Source organism: Microbacterium sp. TNHR37B (assembly GCF_001620065.1).
Lineage (GTDB): Bacteria > Actinomycetota > Actinomycetes > Actinomycetales > Microbacteriaceae > Microbacterium.
Genome location: NZ_LQGV01000003.1, coordinates 231,330 through 248,115, shown reverse-complemented (window position 1 = coordinate 248,115; position 16,786 = coordinate 231,330). Strand labels below are relative to the sequence as shown.

The window sequence follows — 16,786 nt, the reverse complement described above, 5'->3', positions numbered from 1 at the left end:
TGCACAGGGGCGTGAGGACGGGTATGCACACATCGGAGGATCGTACGAGGCTCATCGACCGGCCGTACGCCGACGTGATCATCATCGGAGGGGGCATCAACGGCCTCGCAACCTTCCGCGACCTCGCCCTGCAGGGCGTGGACGTCGCGTTGGTCGAGCGGAACGACTTCGTCTCGGGGGCGTCGGCCGCCTCCAGCCACATGATCCACGGCGGTATCCGTTATCTGGAGAACGGCGAGTTCCGCCTCGTGCACGAAGCCGTCACCGAGCGCAACGCCCTGCTGCGGATCGCGCCGCACTACGTCCGGCCGCTGCAGACGACGATCCCGATCTACTCGACGTTCTCGGGCCTGCTGTCCGCACCGCTGCGGTTCCTGCGCCACGGGGCGGGAGCGCCGCGCGAACGGGGCGCGCTGCTCATCAAGATCGGCCTGGTCGTCTACGACTCCTTCTCCCGCGGCGGCGGCCTGCTCGGGAAGAGCACCGTGCCGCGGCACACCTTCCACGGCCGCCGACGCTCCCTCGAGCAGTTGCCTGAGCTGAACCCCCGGGTGCGGTACACGGCGACGTACTGGGACGCCTCCCTGCATGACCCCGAACGGCTGGCCCTCGACGTGCTCCACGATGGGCGGCTCGCCGGCGGCGAGCGTGCCCGTGCGGCCAACTACACGGCAGCGATCGGTGTCGACGACGGACGTGTGGTGCTCCGCGCGGAGGACGGCGCGGAGTTCCCGTTCACGGCGTCGGTGATCGTCAACGCGTCCGGCCCGTGGACCGATCTCACCAACGCTGCGCTGGGTGAGCCCACGCGCTTCATGGGCGGGACGAAGGGCTCCCACATCGTGCTGGAGCACGACGAGTTGCTGGCGGCCACCGGCGGGCGCGAGCTCTTCTTCGAGCACTCCGACGGCCGCATCGTCCTCATCTACCCCCTCAAGGGACGCGTGCTGGTCGGGACGACCGACCTCGAGCACGACATGACCGAACCGCTCCTGTGCACGGAGGCGGAAGTGGACTACTTCTTCGACCTCATCGCACACGTCTTCCCCGGTATCGAGGTCTCCCGCTCCCAGATCGTCCACCGTTTCGCCGGTGTCCGCCCGCTCCCCGGTCACGGCGATCTCGCTCCCGGGTTCGTCTCGCGCGACTATCGCATCGAGGCGGAGCGACTGCCCGGCGCGACGGGCGCGAGCGTGCTGAGTCTCGTGGGCGGCAAGTGGACGACCTTCCGCGCGTCGGCGGCCCACCTCACCGACCGGGTGCTGGCCCTTCTGGCCGTGCCCCGGCGGCGGAGCACCAAGGGCCTCCCGATCGGGGGTGGCCGGGGGTATCCCCAGAGCCATCGTGCACGTCGCCAGTGGATCGACCTGCACGCCCGGGACATCGACGTGGTGCGAGCCGAGACGCTGCTCGACCGTTACGGCACCCGCGCCGTCGAGGTGATCGCGTCTCTCGGCGATGACGACCAGCAGTTGCGTACCCTTCCGGACTACAGCGAGGGAGAGATGCGGTACCTCGCGCGCACCGAGGACGTCGTCCACCTGGACGATCTCGTGCAGCGTCGCACGAGTCTGGCGTTCGCCGGCCGAGTGGACGCCGAGGTCGCCGCCGAGCTGGCCGCGGTGCTCGCGCCGGTGGTGGGGTGGGATGCCGCGAGACAGCACGCCGAGGTCGAGCGCACCCTGGATCGGATCGACTCCGCCGTTCCCGGCCGCTCCACACTTTCCGCGCGATAGCGTGTCAGGGCGTGTGACGGCCGCCGGAGCAGCCGATCCGGCGACTCAGTGAGGAGACGATGTTGCCCAGCCATGTGATCGCTGTCGACCAGGGGACCACCTCCACTCGGGCCATCGTGTTCGACGCGACGGGAGGGATCGTCGGCACCGCTCAGCGCGAGCACGAGCAGATCTTCCCGCGGGCCGGACGCGTGGAGCACGACGCCGACGAGATCTGGACGAACACCGAGTGGGTGCTCGCTCGAGTCCTGGAGGACACCGGGCTCTCCCGCGGCGACGTCGCTGCCGTCGGGGTGACCAATCAGCGCGAGACCGCGATCGTGTGGGATCGGCGCACCGGGCGGCCGGTCCACAACGCCCTGGTGTGGCAGGACACCCGCACCCAGCCCATGCTCGACCGCATGATCGCCGAGCGTGGCGTGGACGCCTTCACCGAGCAGACCGGTCTTCCGCTGGCCACGTACTTCTCCGCGTCGAAGCTCGCGTGGATCCTCGACAACGTGCCCGGCGCGCGCGAGGACGCCGAGGCGGGGCATCTGCTGTTCGGCACCGCCGACAGCTGGGTGGTGTGGAACCTCACCGGTGGGGTGGATGGTGGCATCCACGTCACCGACGTCACCAATGCGAGCCGCACCCTCCTCATGGACCTCCGCACGCTCGACTGGTCCGACGAGCTCCTGGAGGTCTGGCGGGTGCCGCGCTCGATGCTCCCGGCGATCCACTCGTCCTCGGAGGTGGTCGGCGAGGTGCGCACCCCGGCCGCGCTTCGCGGCGTGCCGCTGGCCGGGATCCTCGGTGACCAGCAGGCGGCGACCTTCGGGCAGACGGCCTTCGACACCAGCGAGTCGAAGAACACCTACGGCACCGGCAACTTCCTCCTCGTGAACACCGGGACCGAGCTCGTCCGGTCGCGGGCCGGGCTCCTCACGACGGTCGCCTATCGCTGCGACGGCGAACCGGCGCGCTACGCCCTGGAGGGGTCGATCGCCGTCACCGGGTCGCTCGTGCAGTGGCTGCGCGACAACCTCGGCCTCATCCGCAGCTCGGAAGAGGTCGAAACCCTGGCCACGACCGTGGACGACAACGGCGGCGCCTACTTCGTCCCGGCATTCTCGGGGCTGTTCGCGCCGTACTGGCGTCCCGATGCCCGTGGTGCGCTCGTGGGGCTCACCCGGTTCGTCACGAAGGGGCACGTCGCACGGGCGGCGCTCGAGGCGACGGCGTTCCAGACGCGCGATGTCATCGAGGCCGTCGTCGCCGACGCGGGCCGGGAACTGGAAGAACTGCGGGTCGACGGCGGGATGACCCGCAACGCGACGCTCATGCAGTTCCAGGCCGACATCCTCGGGATCCCGGTCGTGCGCCCTCGCGTCGTGGAGACCACGGCGCTCGGTGCCGCCTACGCGGCGGGTCTCGCCGTGGGCGTGTGGGCGGATCGCGACGAGCTGCGCACACACTGGAAGGAAGACGCGCGGTTCGAGCCCCGCATGGACCCCGACGAGCGTGCGCGTCGCTATCGCCAGTGGAAGAAGGCGGTCTCCAAGTCGATCGACTGGGTCGACGACGACGCCCGCATCCTCATGGGCACTACCGGCTGACCCGCCCGTCGGCGGTGCAGCGTCGAGGCGCTACTTCAGCAGGCGCGACAAGCGTCGGTCCGCGAGGATCTTCCCGCCGGTCTGGCAGGTCGGGCAGTACTCCAGGCTGTTGTAAAGGGTGACGTTTTGCGCCCTATGGTTGACAATCGTTGTATCGACTCACTTGTCGATGCGTGAGCGTCGCCGGTCGGCAAGGATCTTGCCGTTCGTCTGACAGGTCGGGCAATACTCGAAGTGCCTCCAACCGGCGTCCTCGTCAATCACTTCCTTGGAGGAACCTTGGCTCGCGGCATCAGCACCGCTTCTCGGCAGACCACTGCTTCGGCGTCTAGGCATGCTGCTATCTATACGCGCATCTCGGACGACAAGGAAGGGCTTGCGCTCGGAGTCCAGCGGCAGCGAGAGGACTGTCTCGCGAAAGCCGAGGCGCTTGGCCTTGCGGTGGTGGCCGACTTCGAAGACAACGACACTTCTGCGTCGACGCGCTCGCGCAAGCGTCGGCCTGGCTACGAGGACATGCTGTCTCGCGCTCGCGGTGGCGAGTTCTCGACGATCATCGCCTACAGCAACTCGCGAATCACTCGCCGGCCCCGAGAGCTTGAGGACCTCATCACGCTATTCGAGCGTCACGGCACGGTGATCCGCACCGTCGTGTCTGGCGACGATAACTTGGCCACGGCAGATGGGCGGATGGTCGCTCGTATCAAGGCGGCTGTCGACGCGGCAGAGGCCGAGCGTGTGGGCGAGCGCGTCGAACGATCTGCACGCCAACGTGTCGAATCGGGCAGATGGCACGGCGGTGTGCCTCCGTTCGGCTACCGCAAGGAGGACAAGCAACTCCATGTCGACGAAGCCGAATCGAAGCTCGTCCTCGAGGCCGTCACTCGTGTTCTCGATCAGGACGACACGTTGTACGGAATCGTCCGAGACTGGAGCGCGCGCGGCGTGACCACCCGGCGTGGGAGCGCGTGGAGGCGCTCGGTTCTGCACAAGGTGCTGACCAACCCGGCGCTCGCAGGAATCAACTCGGCTGGCGTTGAGAACTGCTGGGAGGCGATCATCGACAAGCAGACCCACGAGCGTCTGACTGATCGCCTTGCGCCAGACTCGTCACGCAGAACGAACCCGCTGGGCGTGAAGTCGTCCAAGCATGTACTCGGTGGCGGGATCGTCGTGTGCGGGGCGTGCGAGAAGCCCCTGTATCCGGTCGCACGAAAGGGCGTGCCCACCAAGCTCGTCTGCCGAGCCTTCGTCAATGGCGACCACCCCAACCACCCGAGGGGCGAGGCCACCGGCCTGAGCACGGGTCGAGTAAGCATCGACGCCGAGGCGCTGGAGGCACATCTTTACGCCGAGTCAGTGAAGCACTTGGACGACCTGCCGTTCTGGGATGCCGTGAAGCGAAAGCGCGAGACTGACGACATAGACGCGAAGGCCCTGCGCGACACTCGCGAGACGAGGAAGGGTGAGCGCGACCGCGCGGCGCGAGCGTTCATCGCGGGCATTATGAGCGAGCGTGATGCGCAGGCTGAGGTCTCGCGCCTCGACGCCGAGATTGCGTCCCTGACTCAGCGGATCGACGCGCGGCACGGTGGACCGCTTGCCGTCGACGTCTGGGCGCATCGTCGCGACGTTCTCGCGGCATGGGAGCACTGGACGGTGGGGGAGCGACGGCTGTTCTTCCGCGACCTCATCTCGCGCGTCGTGATTGGCCCCTGGCCCGAGGGCATCCCGACGACCACTCTCCCGAAGAAGAGTGAGACTGCTGAGGCGTTCCGGGCGCGACGTGACGGGATCGCGAGCGATGCAATGAAGGCTCGGGTGATCATCGACTGGCGCAAGGACTGACCTGTTATCCCGCTGTTACGTGCGCTCCGATACGCTGTAGACACTGCATTGGACGGCTGACTAGAGCAGCGCGAGGTTCAACTGCCCGGATCGCAAGCACGCCGGGGACCGACCCACCGCGGACATCATTCGATTGAGCGAAAGCTCTCTGATGTCCTTGGAAAGGGATCATCATGTCAAGCAACACCATCCGCCTCATCCTGGAAGTCACGCGCGAGTCTGACGATTCGTTCTCGATCAGCCTGGAGGACGAGCACTTCGGAGACTCGGACGAGCGCTACGTGGACGGGCTCAGTGAGGGCGAGGTCTTCGACCCGTTCCTCGCGGCCCAGACTGCCGAGAAGATCATCGGCAGATACCTGAGCGAGCCTCAGTCGCAGAGTACTGAGCCGGTCATCTCGGGGATCGCCCGACCGTGGGAGTTCAAGAGGGCCGTGTAGGCGATTCCGTAGAAGCGCCTACAAGCGAACTTGAGGGCCGGAGTCGATTCGATTATCAACCCCGGCCCTCAAGCGCGTCAGCGGGTCTCAGGATGCCCACGCGGGCGCGTCAGTGCTACAGGCGCGCAAGCAACTCAGCCTTCTTGGTCTCGAACTCTGTGTCGGTGATAGCTCCGGCATCTCGAAGGCCTGCCAGCTGTTGTATCTGGGTGATGATCGGGTCGGAGGGTGCTACTGGAGTCGAGGGCTCTGCGGCCACCGGAGCGGCGACGCCGTGCATCTTGCCGCGAACTACCTCAGCGAACGCCTGTGCCGCGGTGGGTGGCTGAATCCACTTGACATGAACTCGGTTTCCGGACGCGAAGAAGGTGATGTGCCCGCCCATCATGCTCTTCCCCGCTTCGAACGACGAGATCCTGTCGTAGGCGAAGGACTCCAGCTCGTAGCCGCCGAGCTTCTTGGCGTAGAACACCACTCGACGATCGGTCGCGATGAGGACGCCTGCGCGAACAGTGTCGTTACCCAGCATCTTGACCTCGTACGTGCCTGCCATAGTCAGCTGGATCTGCTCATCGGCATCCAGGTGCTCGGTCGCGAGCCGTACCAGCTTCTCTTCGTTCGCCATACCTGCATGGTACTCATAGTCCGTGGACTCATAGACACCTTGTGGCGAAGTTCGATGAGTGACCCCCGCTACTCCGAAACAGCTCGAACGGCGAGCTGCGTTTGGCGCGCGTGTGCGCGAGCTTCGTCTCTCCGCCGGGTTGAGCCAGGAGCAACTTGCGCACCGAGCCGAGCTTGACCGCAGCTACGTCGGACAGGTGGAACGAGGTGAGCGCAACATCAGCCTGGACAACATCCACCGTCTGGCTGACGCACTGGGCCTCGAAGCGGCGTCCTTGCTGTCGCGCGCTGCCCAACAGGGAGAACATGCCGCGAGTTGAATGCGGCCACGCGCAGACTGAGCGATAGCCTGCGTTCGACTGATTTCACCGAACGTGAAGGCCGTGATGGAGTTCAGCGACATACTTCTGCTTGTGGGTGGCGCGGTGCTGGGGTACCTCGTCCAGGTTGTTGGAGAGCGTTGGCGAAATGTCTCCGACGAGTACGAATTATGGGCGGACGCGCGTGCGTTGAGCCTTGAGGCTCGTGGTAAGGGGATCGGGGCTGAACTTGAGTACACCTGGAAGGGACGGAGCGTCCAGCGCCCGCACCTTGTGGACCTCTACTTCTGGAGCGCGGGAAAGCGCGACATCACGTCGGATCAGTTCGACGGAGGGCGCTCGTTGGAAATCAGACTTGGCGTGCCCGTCGTCAGCGAGCTCGAAGGCAACAAGTTTGCTTTGCTCGATGAGACCGCGGTGCAGGTGGACCCGCAGGGAACACTGGTTGTTTCCCCAAGCATCATTCGCAAGCGAATGGCCAGCCATTATCGTTTCATCACGGACGGGGCCCCTACTCTTGCGGCTGTGAACCCGATCGCAAACCTCGCGGCGGTCAGGTCGGTCTCCGCCGACAAGAGGGCATCCACGAGACTAAAGCGTGCGCTTGGCCGTGTGGGGAGCATTCTGATTGGGGTCGGCATAGTTGGCAGTCTGGTCTACTTGTTCGGGCTGATGTTCTGGGGAATCGGCTCCGCAATCGGCCTGCTACCAGAGATCAGCACCGATTTCGGACGTGCGCTCACTACTTGGTATCCGATCGTTTTCTTCCCGGTGTTCCTTGGAGGTGTGCTCCTAGCGGCACTGTCCGACACCGTCTCTCGGCGCGCCGGCCACGCACTACGAGTCGTTCGCCGGTCGCTCGGCGACAAGAAGGCGCTCCCGTGGATCAAGTAACTGATTGCCAGCACGATGAAGGGGCCTGAAGGTGTCTGAGAGCGACCGCGCCTTCATCGCCACCGTGGCGCAGGTAATCCCGGTTCTGCTGCTGACCCTCGTAGTTGAAGCGCGACTGTTCAAGTTCACGAGGGCAGATGCGCTCCCCGGCGTGCCGCAAGCACGCAAGGAACTGCGCGCGGCGATGAGCAAGTTCGACTACTGGGGCTGGCGCACCTTCGTCGGGATACGCCGGCAAGGCGTGCTGCTAACAGTAGCGATCGTTCTCGCGACGGGGCTCGTCGTGGGTATGGTTGCGTGTCTTAACCTTCTATCGCAGGATGTGGCGCCTCCGATGGCTGGGAAGACGTGGCTGATCCTGATCGTTAGCGCCGCGGTTACCTTCCTCGCGCTAGGCCCACTGTTTGGCCAAATCGTGAGCCGAAATGTGCACCTTTCGGAACTTGAGATGGAAGTGACGCAGGCGCTCACAGCAGAGCGTGAACGCGAAGCCGCCGTCGCGAACGCTGATGTGAAAGCTCAGCAAATCTGGCGGGGCTGGCGATTCTGGCGACGTGGCCGCTAGCGGCGTGTGACTGGTGGGCCGCCGGTGCCCAGATCGGTAGTGTGAGACCTTGTGAGAGCGGATCGGCCAGATCAGCACGCGAGCAGCATCCGGGGTCAAGTGATCGCCGGGCTGATCGTGTTCTTCGGAGGGTCTGCGGCGACCTGGTTCCTAGGGCTTCTCGCGTCTGCGAGAGCTCCTGTCTGGTGGTACATCGTCGGAATCGGAGCAGTGGCCGTCCTCGCAACTGCCATCTACCCGCCTTGGCGGTCCGTCACTTGGGGCAACATCGCGAAGTGGCGCCCGCTCACCACTGTCACGAGGATAGAGCGAGTCCGGGCGCAAGCCCGCGAGGAGGCTGAGGCGGCTATCGCGGCCGAGCGCGCCAGATTCAAGCCGTCGATTCGTGCCCAGTGGGTCATTCAGAAGCGCTCTGAAGACCTTGATGATCACGATTGGACCATCAAGAACGTTGCGAGGGGTAGCACCGCCGCTGACGTGTCGCTCGACGTCCCGCGAGAGTTCATGCGCGTACGGTCAGCGCTGGACTGGCCACAGATCGGGCCGGGAGAAAGGAAGCAGTTCTCAGGCGAGTTGCTGGACACCTACTACTACGACGAGGTCGATTTCGTTGTTGCATGGACAAACGAGCATGACCAACGTCTCAAGATGACGGTCCATTGGGTTGCATCCTGACGCGACGCGGCAGAGGTGTCGATATTCGAATCGACTTCGCGCTGCGGGTGCGCGAGATGCACTCAGGTCGCCCTAGCGGGCACTTCCAGAGCGTCGGTTGCGATTGCCTCGCGTCCGAGGATCGCTTGAACGGTCTGATGTGACCAGTTGGCAGCACCCTGGGCGGTCGGCACGTGGTCTGCGGTGAGGTCGCGGGCAATGGCACGGGCGCTCTTGCCCTCACTCGACTCGCGCAGGATGCGGGCCACGATGTCCTCTGGGATGGCACGCGGCCGGCCGAGGTTCTTGCCCTCCGCCTTCGCTCGCTCGCGGACGACCGTGAGCGCGGCCTTCGTGCGTTCGCCGATGATGCGACGTTCCCACTGCGCCACGCTGATGAGCACGTTGAGGACGAGCTCGCCGTTCGCGGAGGTCGTGTCGATGTTGGGATCGAGCACTACGACGCCCCATCCTTCTTTGCGTGCGTCCTCAAGGATGCGTCCGAAGTCGGGCACGGATCGTGAGAGCCGGTCGAGCTTGGCGACGACCAGTGCATCTGCGAGTCCTTCACGCACCATGCCGAGCGCGAGACTGCCCTTCGGTCGCTTGCTCATGTCGGTGCCGCCGCTGATCTGGTCTGAGAGTTCCGCAATGACCTCCCAGCCATAGAACTCGGCGGCACGGAGGATCGCGGCACGCTGGGCTTCGATCCCGTTGTCCTGCTCGTCTGTCGATGTCCGCATGTAGGCGACGACCTTGCGGGCTTGCGCGGCGTTCATGATGATTCCTCTCGTATGGTGGTCGAGCAGGGACGGGTTTGTTAGTGGCTTGCCCGTCCCTGCTCCTGAGCCTCGCCGTGCAGTTAGTGGCTGCGCGGTGAGTCGGTGGCTGACGGAACCGTGCCCTCAAGCAGGCAGTACAGGTCTCCCTCAACGTGCTGGATCACGGCACCGCTCTTCGGATGGACGGCGGTGTACAGGTAGTCGGCCTCTTCAAAGTCGACGCTCCACCCAGCGCTCATCAGTGCGAGGGCAAGGGTGTCGTCAGCACCGCCGGGGAAGAAGGCATCTCCCGAGGATGGTGGCTCGAACCTGTCGAGGATGAGCTTCAGTCCGGCGAACGTCGAGGGACGCTCGGCGCGGATCGTCGCGAGGGTGCGATCGTAGTTCTGCCAGTACAGGTCGAGGTCTGGTGGCACGGTATGTCCTTCCGTCTGTGTGGTAACCAACGGTCTGTCCACAATTCGAGTGTTATTTGGACAATATCGAACGTATGTACGAATGCAACCGTCGACTCCATGCCCGCCCCACGGCACCGTGAGACCTCGCGTGCGGCGTCGAAATCGCGATGCTGTCGCGGGTCAGTAAGGCGAAACACCCTCTCTGGGAACCCTCATGCCCTAGCCCATGGGGTCGGCTTCTTCCATAGGGTCTCTGAGCGCAGTCGCAGCCTCCGCGCCGAGTGCACCACCCAGATCCCGGTCGTGACCCCAGTTCCCTCGCGACGAACCCCTAAAGGGGTTCGATCGGCGGGAACAGGGCCACGGTCGACCCCGTCGCGCGAAACAGGGCTGTTTGGGCGACCCCAGTTCCCGACCCCAGTTCCCTCCATCACAGCGCTCACGCGACCCTCAGCGTGTAGACGGCGGGAGAACGACCGTCCGCCGTCTGCACAGGCTCGGTCTTGATGACCTTCCCCGCCTCGACCAGCTTCTCCAGGCGGGCGCGGGCAGACTTCTCACTCATCCCCATACCCTCAGCGACGGTCTGTACTGTCTGGGGGGAAGGGTCGGTGAACTTCAGCAAGAGGTAATCCTCGACGGATCCGATACCGCGAACGCTCGTGCCCGATGCATAGTCGTGTTCCACCACCCAAGGCCCGACGATCTCGCTCGGCTGCTTGACATGGTGCAGCTTCACTTCTGCGGCACCGCGCGCGCCGGTCAACTGGATCACTGACCCGAGGCCGGCTGTGAGCCACGTCGAACCGTACGCGGCGTTGAGCGACGGCTTTCCCTCCGAGTCCTTGCGCGGGTGGTGCAACAGCAGGAGGTCGATGCCGCGCGCGATGACCTCCTGCCACGCGAGGTTTAGGGCAGCGCCCACTTCATCCTTCGCGAGACCAGGTGCGAAGTCCTTCACGGAGTCAGCGACGATTACTGAGCAGCCCGGCGCGACCTCCTGCGCCCAATCCGCGAGCGCTTGAGGACTGGCTGTGATGTCGAGCGGTAGCGGGCCTCGCCAGACCACAAGCCTTTCGTTCAGTGCGGTACGGTCAGCCTCTCCGATCATTCTGCTTAGCGAGCGCGCCGCTTGCCGCGGTCGGTCCATTGCAAGGTAGAGCACGGGACCAGTCGCCTGTTTGACGGTGAGGCCAAGGAGGGCATCGGCTCGGACGCCGATCATCGAGAGGGTGAGTTGCTGGGCGATGGTTGTCTTCCCCAGACCCTGCTCGGCCAGGATCATCAGGCCCTCACCCTCGGCCCAGAGCACCAGTTCGCCTTTGCCCCAGACCGCGGGGATCGTCTCGGGCTCGTCCAATCCGAAGTCGCCGCCGGGAGTGAGTCGCGACATTCGATCGAGTTGAGCGTGCCGTCGCTCCGCGATTCGTCGCGAGGCCTCGGCCTTTGCCTCTGCATCCATCTCATGCCGTGCTACCCGCGCCTCGAACTCTTCTTCCGGGCTGAGAGGGATGAAGCCGCTCACCGGTTCAGCCCCCACGCTCGATACAGCTCCAGGTCTTTGCGGATCTCCTCTGTCATGAACCTCTCCGCGCTTCGCAGGGCGGCAAGGGCTTCATCCCAGGTGAACGTGTCGTGGTTCGGCGTCGCTTGCCAGACCCGGTACGCGCGGCTTCGAACGGCATCGCCGTTCGATAGGCCGAGTTCGGCCCACCACCGACACGCGAGCCGGTGCATGAAGTCATTTCGAGAGTTGAGCGGCAAACCGTGCGTTATGGCGTCGATGTCCGACGGTAGATTCGCGCCGAGGGAGGGCGAGCCGCCCGTCCCTGTGCGTCCGATGCGCCACCCGCGCATCGCGTCTAGCAGGACAGCAGGTGCGGGCGGGATCGCCTGAAGGTCTCCCCGCACGAGTGTGTAGGTGCGCTCGACGCCGTTCGCGAGGCGCACGGTGCCCGGTGCCGCTACTTGATGCCCTCCGTCGGCCTTGACGTCGATGTGGGGGAGCCAGGGTACCTTCGACGGCAGGCGCCCTTCGTAGCGGAAGTACAGGTGGGCGCCACTATGGGTCATCACCAGAGGCAAGTTGCTGAGATCGACGCTCAGCAGTTCCTCCACGGTGATGAGGCTGCCGAAGCCGCCCGCGCCGTGAGGGTCGTTCTTAGTATCAAGATCGATGACCCCGATCCCGTTTCCGGTGAGTACACCGAAGTTGCACCCAGGCATCTCGTGCCGCCATGCCGACCACTGCAAGGGATCAGCGCTCGCGCGGTTGGGCCAGTCCTTGATCGCTGGCCTGTTCGTCCCGGGGAGCAATGGCAGGAACCTCAGCGGCTGGTCAGGGTCATGATTACGGTCGAACGCCTGCGACACTTCGTCACCTGGATTCGACGTCGGCCTGAGGGCCGTCCGGCGATGGCGAAGGGGACCGCTCTGTGTTCGCGGGCAGGACACCCTCAGCAATCAGTCGCTCGCGTACTCGATCAAGAAGAGCGACGACTCGGAGGGCGATGGCATCGGAGGTTTGCTCGGGTGTGAACCTTGAGCGAGCCATGTCACTCGCCGGCCTTACGGCGAAGTCGTTCGAGCTCCGCTCGCTTGGTTGCGGCCTGGCGAAGCCCTTGCGACTCTGGCCAGTCATCACGGAACACGAGCAGATCCGGCTCGAAGAGGACGTCGACGGGCAAGCCGAACAACCGCTCAAGTGCCTCGATCTCATCGGGCGTGGGGTAGGTGTGGCCCTTCGTGAGATTCGCCACCCGCACGGTGTCGGTTCGGAGCGCGGCAGCGACCTGCTGGAGCGTCAGGTCGTGGAATGGAATGAACTTAGCGAGCTGCTGTCGCCGGTGTGGGAGCGCCACGATAGGAGTCCTTCGGGAGTACCTATCCGCGGTGCTTCGGTGGGTGGCCAGCGTCAGATGCTGGGTCCCGTTATGACCTCGCGCTGTATCCCCGGTTCGATCTGCGATCCCGGGTACTCAGCCGTCCAGCGGCACGTGTTGCTCGGTGGCAACCTCGCGATAATACGAGATATATCGCATTGGATTCATCGCGTCAAACCTCGATGGACTTCGCCTAGGAACATCCGATTGTGCGCAGTGATATCGACACCCGTCCTCGCGATGTTGGTTCCCAGGTCGCGCCCAGGACGCCTCTCCGGGCACTCTCACGCCTGGCCGAGGGCACCGGGCGCTGCGTCGGGGCGTAGCGAACGCAGAAGCTCTCGGCAAGCACGGTCAATCGAGTCGTAGGCGGATTCGTAGGCTGTGCGGTCTCCGCCCCAGGGATTCGGTACGCCGTCTGGCGCGAGTAGACGTACCCGTTGGCGCTCTTCGTCTGTGCGGGCGGAGTCGAGGACGTGTTGCGCGACCTCCGCGTCGCTAACCATGATCAGGTCGCAATTGTCGAACCAGTGAGGGCCGAATCGTCGCGCGGAGTGCGCGAGGTGTCTATAGCCGTGTCGTCGGAGCGTCGCTGCGCTGCCCTGGTCAAGGGGCTGGCCCGAGACGGCGGCAACCCCCGCAGAGGTGACACGGATGCTCTCCGAGAGGCCTGCCTCCTTGACAAGCTCGAAGAAGATGATCTCCGCGGTTGGCGACCTACAGACGTTGCCGAAGCACACGAAGCAGACGTTCATGCGGGAGCCGACGCATTGAGCATTGTCGCGAGACTGGGCCACGAGAGCGCGAAGTCGGGGTGGAGGTTCAGCGCGGGCACGGCGTGAGTTGGGACCCATTCGAGGCGGGATGACTCCCAACCACGAGGAATTACGTCGATGAAGCCCACAGGCTCGGCGATCACGGTCGTGTAGCGCCACCATCCGAGGTCAAGTACGTGATCTCCTGTCGTACGTGCCAGCTCTCGTGTCAGTCCGATCTCCTCGCGCGCCTCGCGGAAGGCAGTGTCAACCGGCGCTTCCTCTGGCTCACACGCCCCGCCCGGGATCGACCAGGTTCCGCCGCGGTCGGAGTAGATGGATCGCTGTTGGAGGAGCACCCCGCGGGCCGGGTCGTGAAGAAGCAGCCCCGCTGCGCCATGAGGTCCCCACCTTCGGTCCCCGTTCGGTCCGTGCGCCCAATGGTTGAGCATGGAAGGAACACGAATCCCTGAGGAAACGGGCACAAGCTCGCGCACGACGTGCAGCCCCGTTGTGTCGATCAGGACTTCAGGCAGCGCTATCGTGCCAGGCGCTGTCGGGTCGTAGTAGAGGATGGCGTTCAGCGGCACGCTATCGATGCGCCATAGCTGTCCGTTGGGCGCGTGACCGATCGCCATGGTGCGGGCGGGAGTCCAGGACAGTCCATGCCTGTGCTCTTCGAGCTCTGTGCCGCGCCAGAGGCGAATGACGTGATCGTCGGACGGTCGCCCCTTGAAATCATGGCCTCGCGTACCCACGATCGCGCGGAACCTAGCCACCCATTCGTCGCGGGTTGCTCGAAGCAGAGGACGTACGAGAGCGCCCGGCCGGTCGATGGAGACGTGGTAGTCGTACGCCAAGAGGGCGAGCCGATCATCTTGTTCCGCTGTCATCGCGCGCTCGTGCGCTTGCTTTGCCGTGGCGTAGTCGAGCCGTAGTCCGCCTGCAGAAGCGCCTCACGGTTCGCGCTCGGAGGGTCAAGTGGGTTGATCGTCGGCTGTCGCTCTAGGCGGGATGGCGAGAACTCACTCACCCCTGCGCCAGTTTCTTTGCTGGCAAGTGGCATCGTCTCTCCTAACGTCGATATCCGGGGTGTTGGGGTGGATCGGGTGTGCCGCGCCGGATCGTTGCACGCTCGCCGCGATTCGCGGCGGGCACGATCTGGGGTAGTTCGGCTCTAGCCAGGTCGCGTTGCTGCTCACGGCGCGCCTGCTCCTCGATCTCGCGTTGGCGACGCTTCTCGCGCTCGTACCTGGCCTCTTCGTCCTCTTCCACGACCTCCGCGTCGATCACGTCGCCTTCGGGCAGGTTGGTGATGATGTGCGTCATGACTCCCTCCCAGCGGGGAGGTCCGTCGACGTTGACGACCTTGCCGGGGACAAACCCGGTGCGGTCAGCGATGAACTTCATAAGTCCGAGACGGTCGCTCGCGCTCAACGATCCAGCTTCGGCCTCCTCGACCATCTTGTGAGCGATGTTGATCATCGGGTCGATGAGATCGTTGAAGCGCTCGCGCGCCGATCGCTGCACCTGCGATGCGGCACCGCCGTGAAGACGACAGACTGTGCCGCCAGGAATCGCCGCCTTCTTACACCGCTCACCGCTGTGTCTGCTCATAGCAGAGCAGCGGTTCGTTCCTGGGGAGAGCTTGCCGCTTGTCATGAGCGTTCAGGTTCGTGGTGCCGGGAAGGAGGCTGAATCGCACAGCTCAGCTGTCGTCTGGTCAGCCAGCGCTGAGTATGCGGGCAAGTCGCGACCGAGCCGCACCGACTCGCGCTCGATGAACGCCCGGTATCGCTGCGCAACGACGGCACTGGACGGTGGGTACACCTGGACAGGTGCCGTGGATGCGTACGGGTCGAACCCGACACGTTCGAAGTGCTTCATGAGCGCCGGGTGCTCGCTCGGCTCGAATCTGTTGTCGTCCATGTTGTCGGTCCTCACTTGACGTGACTTGACGCGTGGGTGCCGCCGCGCCCACGTCAACAAGCGCGGCGGCACCGGGGGTGGGGCACGGTGAAAGGGGCTGAAAGCCCGTGCCCGGTCTTGCTACGGCCATGCCGGGTTCACGTAGGAACCCGAGGCCTTGATCTGGAGGACAGCGGCCGCGCCGCGATGACGGACGCCGACACCGAATCCGCGCTGGTAGTACGCGTTGCGCAGCGGATGGTTGTCCTGCGTCACGATGTTCAGACCGCGCCACTCGGGGCGAGGGTGCTCCCGGAACAGGAGAGGGTTGCGCGAGCGGTTCGCTCCGCCCGACGCGACCGCGACGACGTACCCCGCGGGGATGAGATAGTTCTTCGTGATGAGCGCGTCACCATAGGAACCCTCAATCGCCAGACCGTTGAAGGTCGCCGGAGGCTTGTCGCCCACGATGTCCTCAGCGGAAAGGTACGCGGGTGCACCCTGCGCGGGGATGAAGTCGAACGGATCCTTCGCCAGGTTCTCCGGATCCTTGCGGAACGACCATATGAGGTCAGCCTGCACCGGGTTGACCATGATGACGACCTGCTCGCCGGACTCACGAAGACCGTAGCCGTGCTCCTGGATCGTGTCGCGCAGTTCCTTGAGGTCGCCACCGTCGAGCGTGGCGGCACCGGAGACCAGGTAGTGGCTGTGCGAGTCCGTGAAGGTCTTGCCTGCGAACGACGGCGGAACCTCGCCAGCCGAACCGTCCCAGAGGTCGTAGACCGTCACGCCGTTCTCGTTGGTGCTTCGGTTGGCCGAGGTGACTTTGTCGGTGAGCGCCTTCATCGTCTTGGCGAAGACCAGGTGGTTGTCGCGTTCGAGGACGCTGCTCAACTGAAGTCGCACCTGCTCGGCGCTTGCGTCACGGAGGAACGCTTGCGTGTACCGAGTTGCGATGTCGAACCACTTGAGCGGGAAGCCCATGCGGAAGTACTCGGCGTCGCGGCGAGCCGACTTGGGCACGCCGAACTCTGACGCTTCTTCGAAGTCGTCGCCCTGCCCCGGCTCCTTGGCGAGCTGCACGAACGAGTCGGTCGTGGTCGACGTGAACAGAGCGGACACGGCCTGTCGACCCTTGTTCCACTCTGCGAGAGCATCGACGATCTCGTTGTAGATGTCGCGCAGCGCGACACCATCGGCTGTATGGGTGAGGATGTCGGCGCCGACGTTGAAACCGCGGTCGGCGCCGATGATGTCTCCGAGAGCGGAGACGCTGAGGCGGCTCTTCATGCCGGCCCTCCTGTCGGTCAAGTAACGGACCGCGCGACCGCTGGTCAACGCGAGGTGTTACCTGACTTGCAGATGAGGAGCGCGGCTCT

The 16,786-nt window shown here is 64.8% G+C and carries 19 protein-coding genes; 8 read left to right on the top strand and 11 right to left on the bottom strand.

Annotated elements, in window-relative coordinates; genetic code table 11:
• Positions 1–23: 23 nt before the first annotated feature.
• From AVP41_RS09420 to AVP41_RS09405, 4 genes are all read left to right on the top strand, one after another.
• Complete coding sequence (locus AVP41_RS09420) at positions 24–1,736, top strand: glycerol-3-phosphate dehydrogenase/oxidase (RefSeq protein ID WP_067163671.1); 1,713 nt, start codon at positions 24–26, stop codon at positions 1,734–1,736.
• 59 nt (positions 1,737–1,795) lie between these two features.
• Entirely contained in the window at positions 1,796–3,334 is a 1,539-nt protein-coding gene (glpK, locus tag AVP41_RS09415; RefSeq protein ID WP_067163669.1) for a glycerol kinase GlpK, read from the top strand.
• A gap of 279 nt (positions 3,335–3,613) precedes the next feature.
• On the top strand, positions 3,614–5,182 hold the full coding sequence (locus AVP41_RS09410; RefSeq protein ID WP_157532447.1) for a recombinase family protein: 1,569 nt from the start codon (positions 3,614–3,616) through the stop codon (positions 5,180–5,182).
• Between the two features lie 173 nt (positions 5,183–5,355).
• Positions 5,356–5,622: a hypothetical protein gene (locus AVP41_RS09405; protein WP_067163664.1), complete on the top strand. Its 267-nt coding sequence runs from the start codon at positions 5,356–5,358 to the stop codon at positions 5,620–5,622.
• 115 nt (positions 5,623–5,737) lie between these two features.
• On the opposite strand, the gene AVP41_RS09400 is transcribed toward AVP41_RS09405, so the two are convergent.
• Positions 5,738–6,247 carry a PH domain-containing protein gene (locus AVP41_RS09400; protein ID WP_067163662.1) on the bottom strand — a complete coding sequence of 170 codons (510 nt, stop codon included), beginning with the start codon at positions 6,245–6,247 and terminating at the stop codon, positions 5,738–5,740.
• A 58-nt stretch (positions 6,248–6,305) separates the two neighbouring features.
• On the opposite strand from AVP41_RS09400, the gene AVP41_RS09395 reads away from it, so the two are divergent.
• The 4 genes from AVP41_RS09395 (at position 6,306) to AVP41_RS09380 (ending at position 8,700) form a co-directional block, all read left to right on the top strand.
• Complete coding sequence (locus AVP41_RS09395; RefSeq protein WP_067163659.1) at positions 6,306–6,566, top strand: helix-turn-helix domain-containing protein; 261 nt, start codon at positions 6,306–6,308, stop codon at positions 6,564–6,566.
• A gap of 63 nt (positions 6,567–6,629) precedes the next feature.
• The gene (locus AVP41_RS09390; protein WP_157532446.1) at positions 6,630–7,460 is read left to right on the top strand and encodes a hypothetical protein; all 831 of its coding nucleotides are present in this window, start codon (positions 6,630–6,632) and stop codon (positions 7,458–7,460) included.
• 31 nt (positions 7,461–7,491) lie between these two features.
• Positions 7,492–8,025: a hypothetical protein gene (locus AVP41_RS09385; protein ID WP_067163654.1), complete on the top strand. Its 534-nt coding sequence runs from the start codon at positions 7,492–7,494 to the stop codon at positions 8,023–8,025.
• Between the two features lie 99 nt (positions 8,026–8,124).
• Entirely contained in the window at positions 8,125–8,700 is a 576-nt protein-coding gene (locus tag AVP41_RS09380) for a hypothetical protein (RefSeq protein WP_067163652.1), read from the top strand.
• A 62-nt stretch (positions 8,701–8,762) separates the two neighbouring features.
• Here AVP41_RS09380 and AVP41_RS09375 read toward each other — a convergent pair whose 3' ends face one another.
• The 10 genes from AVP41_RS09375 to AVP41_RS09335 all read right to left on the bottom strand — a co-directional run bounded on the left by AVP41_RS09375 (position 8,763) and on the right by AVP41_RS09335 (position 16,697).
• The gene (locus tag AVP41_RS09375) at positions 8,763–9,458 is read right to left on the bottom strand and encodes a recombinase family protein (RefSeq protein ID WP_067163650.1); all 696 of its coding nucleotides are present in this window, start codon (positions 9,456–9,458) and stop codon (positions 8,763–8,765) included.
• Positions 9,459–9,541: 83 nt separating this feature from the next.
• On the bottom strand, positions 9,542–9,877 hold the full coding sequence (locus AVP41_RS09370; RefSeq protein WP_067163648.1) for a hypothetical protein: 336 nt from the start codon (positions 9,875–9,877) through the stop codon (positions 9,542–9,544).
• Positions 9,878–10,298: 421 nt separating this feature from the next.
• Positions 10,299–11,384: an AAA family ATPase gene (locus AVP41_RS09365; RefSeq protein WP_157532445.1), complete on the bottom strand. Its 1,086-nt coding sequence runs from the start codon at positions 11,382–11,384 to the stop codon at positions 10,299–10,301.
• Positions 11,381–12,232 carry a bifunctional DNA primase/polymerase gene (locus tag AVP41_RS09360; RefSeq protein ID WP_197464309.1) on the bottom strand — a complete coding sequence of 284 codons (852 nt, stop codon included), beginning with the start codon at positions 12,230–12,232 and terminating at the stop codon, positions 11,381–11,383. The genes AVP41_RS09365 and AVP41_RS09360 overlap by 4 nt, the downstream gene beginning before the upstream one ends.
• A gap of 182 nt (positions 12,233–12,414) precedes the next feature.
• Positions 12,415–12,720, bottom strand: coding sequence for a helix-turn-helix domain-containing protein (locus tag AVP41_RS09355; protein ID WP_067163641.1), 306 nt, complete (start codon positions 12,718–12,720; stop codon positions 12,415–12,417).
• Between the two features lie 305 nt (positions 12,721–13,025).
• Entirely contained in the window at positions 13,026–13,496 is a 471-nt protein-coding gene (locus AVP41_RS17120; protein ID WP_197464308.1) for a low molecular weight protein-tyrosine-phosphatase, read from the bottom strand.
• Positions 13,493–14,389 (bottom strand): NUDIX domain-containing protein, encoded by an 897-nt coding sequence (locus AVP41_RS16945; protein WP_082829139.1) that lies wholly within the window; start codon positions 14,387–14,389, stop codon positions 13,493–13,495. Before AVP41_RS16945 ends, AVP41_RS17120 begins: the two co-directional genes overlap by 4 nt.
• Before the next feature lie 181 nt (positions 14,390–14,570).
• Positions 14,571–15,158, bottom strand: a complete 588-nt coding sequence (locus AVP41_RS09345) for a hypothetical protein (protein ID WP_157532442.1) — start codon at positions 15,156–15,158, stop codon at positions 14,571–14,573.
• 6 nt (positions 15,159–15,164) lie between these two features.
• The gene (locus AVP41_RS09340) at positions 15,165–15,425 is read right to left on the bottom strand and encodes a hypothetical protein (RefSeq protein WP_067163634.1); all 261 of its coding nucleotides are present in this window, start codon (positions 15,423–15,425) and stop codon (positions 15,165–15,167) included.
• A 120-nt stretch (positions 15,426–15,545) separates the two neighbouring features.
• Positions 15,546–16,697, bottom strand: coding sequence for a hypothetical protein (locus AVP41_RS09335; protein WP_067163631.1), 1,152 nt, complete (start codon positions 16,695–16,697; stop codon positions 15,546–15,548).
• Between the last annotated feature and the right edge of the window lie 89 nt (positions 16,698–16,786).

What these genes read in the sequence shown, in the direction of transcription:
- AVP41_RS09420 (WP_067163671.1), top strand. Translation starts at nt 24, where the DNA reads ATGCACACATCGGAGGATCGTACGAGGCTCATCGACCGGCCGTACGCC.
- glpK (WP_067163669.1), top strand. Translation starts at nt 1,796, where the DNA reads ATGTTGCCCAGCCATGTGATCGCTGTCGACCAGGGGACCACCTCCACT.
- AVP41_RS09405 (WP_067163664.1), top strand. Translation starts at nt 5,356, where the DNA reads ATGTCAAGCAACACCATCCGCCTCATCCTGGAAGTCACGCGCGAGTCT.
- AVP41_RS09400 (WP_067163662.1), bottom strand. Translation starts at nt 6,247, where the DNA reads ATGGCGAACGAAGAGAAGCTGGTACGGCTCGCGACCGAGCACCTGGAT.
- AVP41_RS09375 (WP_067163650.1), bottom strand. Translation starts at nt 9,458, where the DNA reads ATGAACGCCGCGCAAGCCCGCAAGGTCGTCGCCTACATGCGGACATCG.
- AVP41_RS17120 (WP_197464308.1), bottom strand. Translation starts at nt 13,496, where the DNA reads ATGAACGTCTGCTTCGTGTGCTTCGGCAACGTCTGTAGGTCGCCAACC.
- AVP41_RS16945 (WP_082829139.1), bottom strand. Translation starts at nt 14,389, where the DNA reads ATGACAGCGGAACAAGATGATCGGCTCGCCCTCTTGGCGTACGACTAC.
- AVP41_RS09345 (WP_157532442.1), bottom strand. Translation starts at nt 15,158, where the DNA reads ATGACAAGCGGCAAGCTCTCCCCAGGAACGAACCGCTGCTCTGCTATG.
- AVP41_RS09340 (WP_067163634.1), bottom strand. Translation starts at nt 15,425, where the DNA reads ATGGACGACAACAGATTCGAGCCGAGCGAGCACCCGGCGCTCATGAAG.
- AVP41_RS09335 (WP_067163631.1), bottom strand. Translation starts at nt 16,697, where the DNA reads ATGAAGAGCCGCCTCAGCGTCTCCGCTCTCGGAGACATCATCGGCGCC.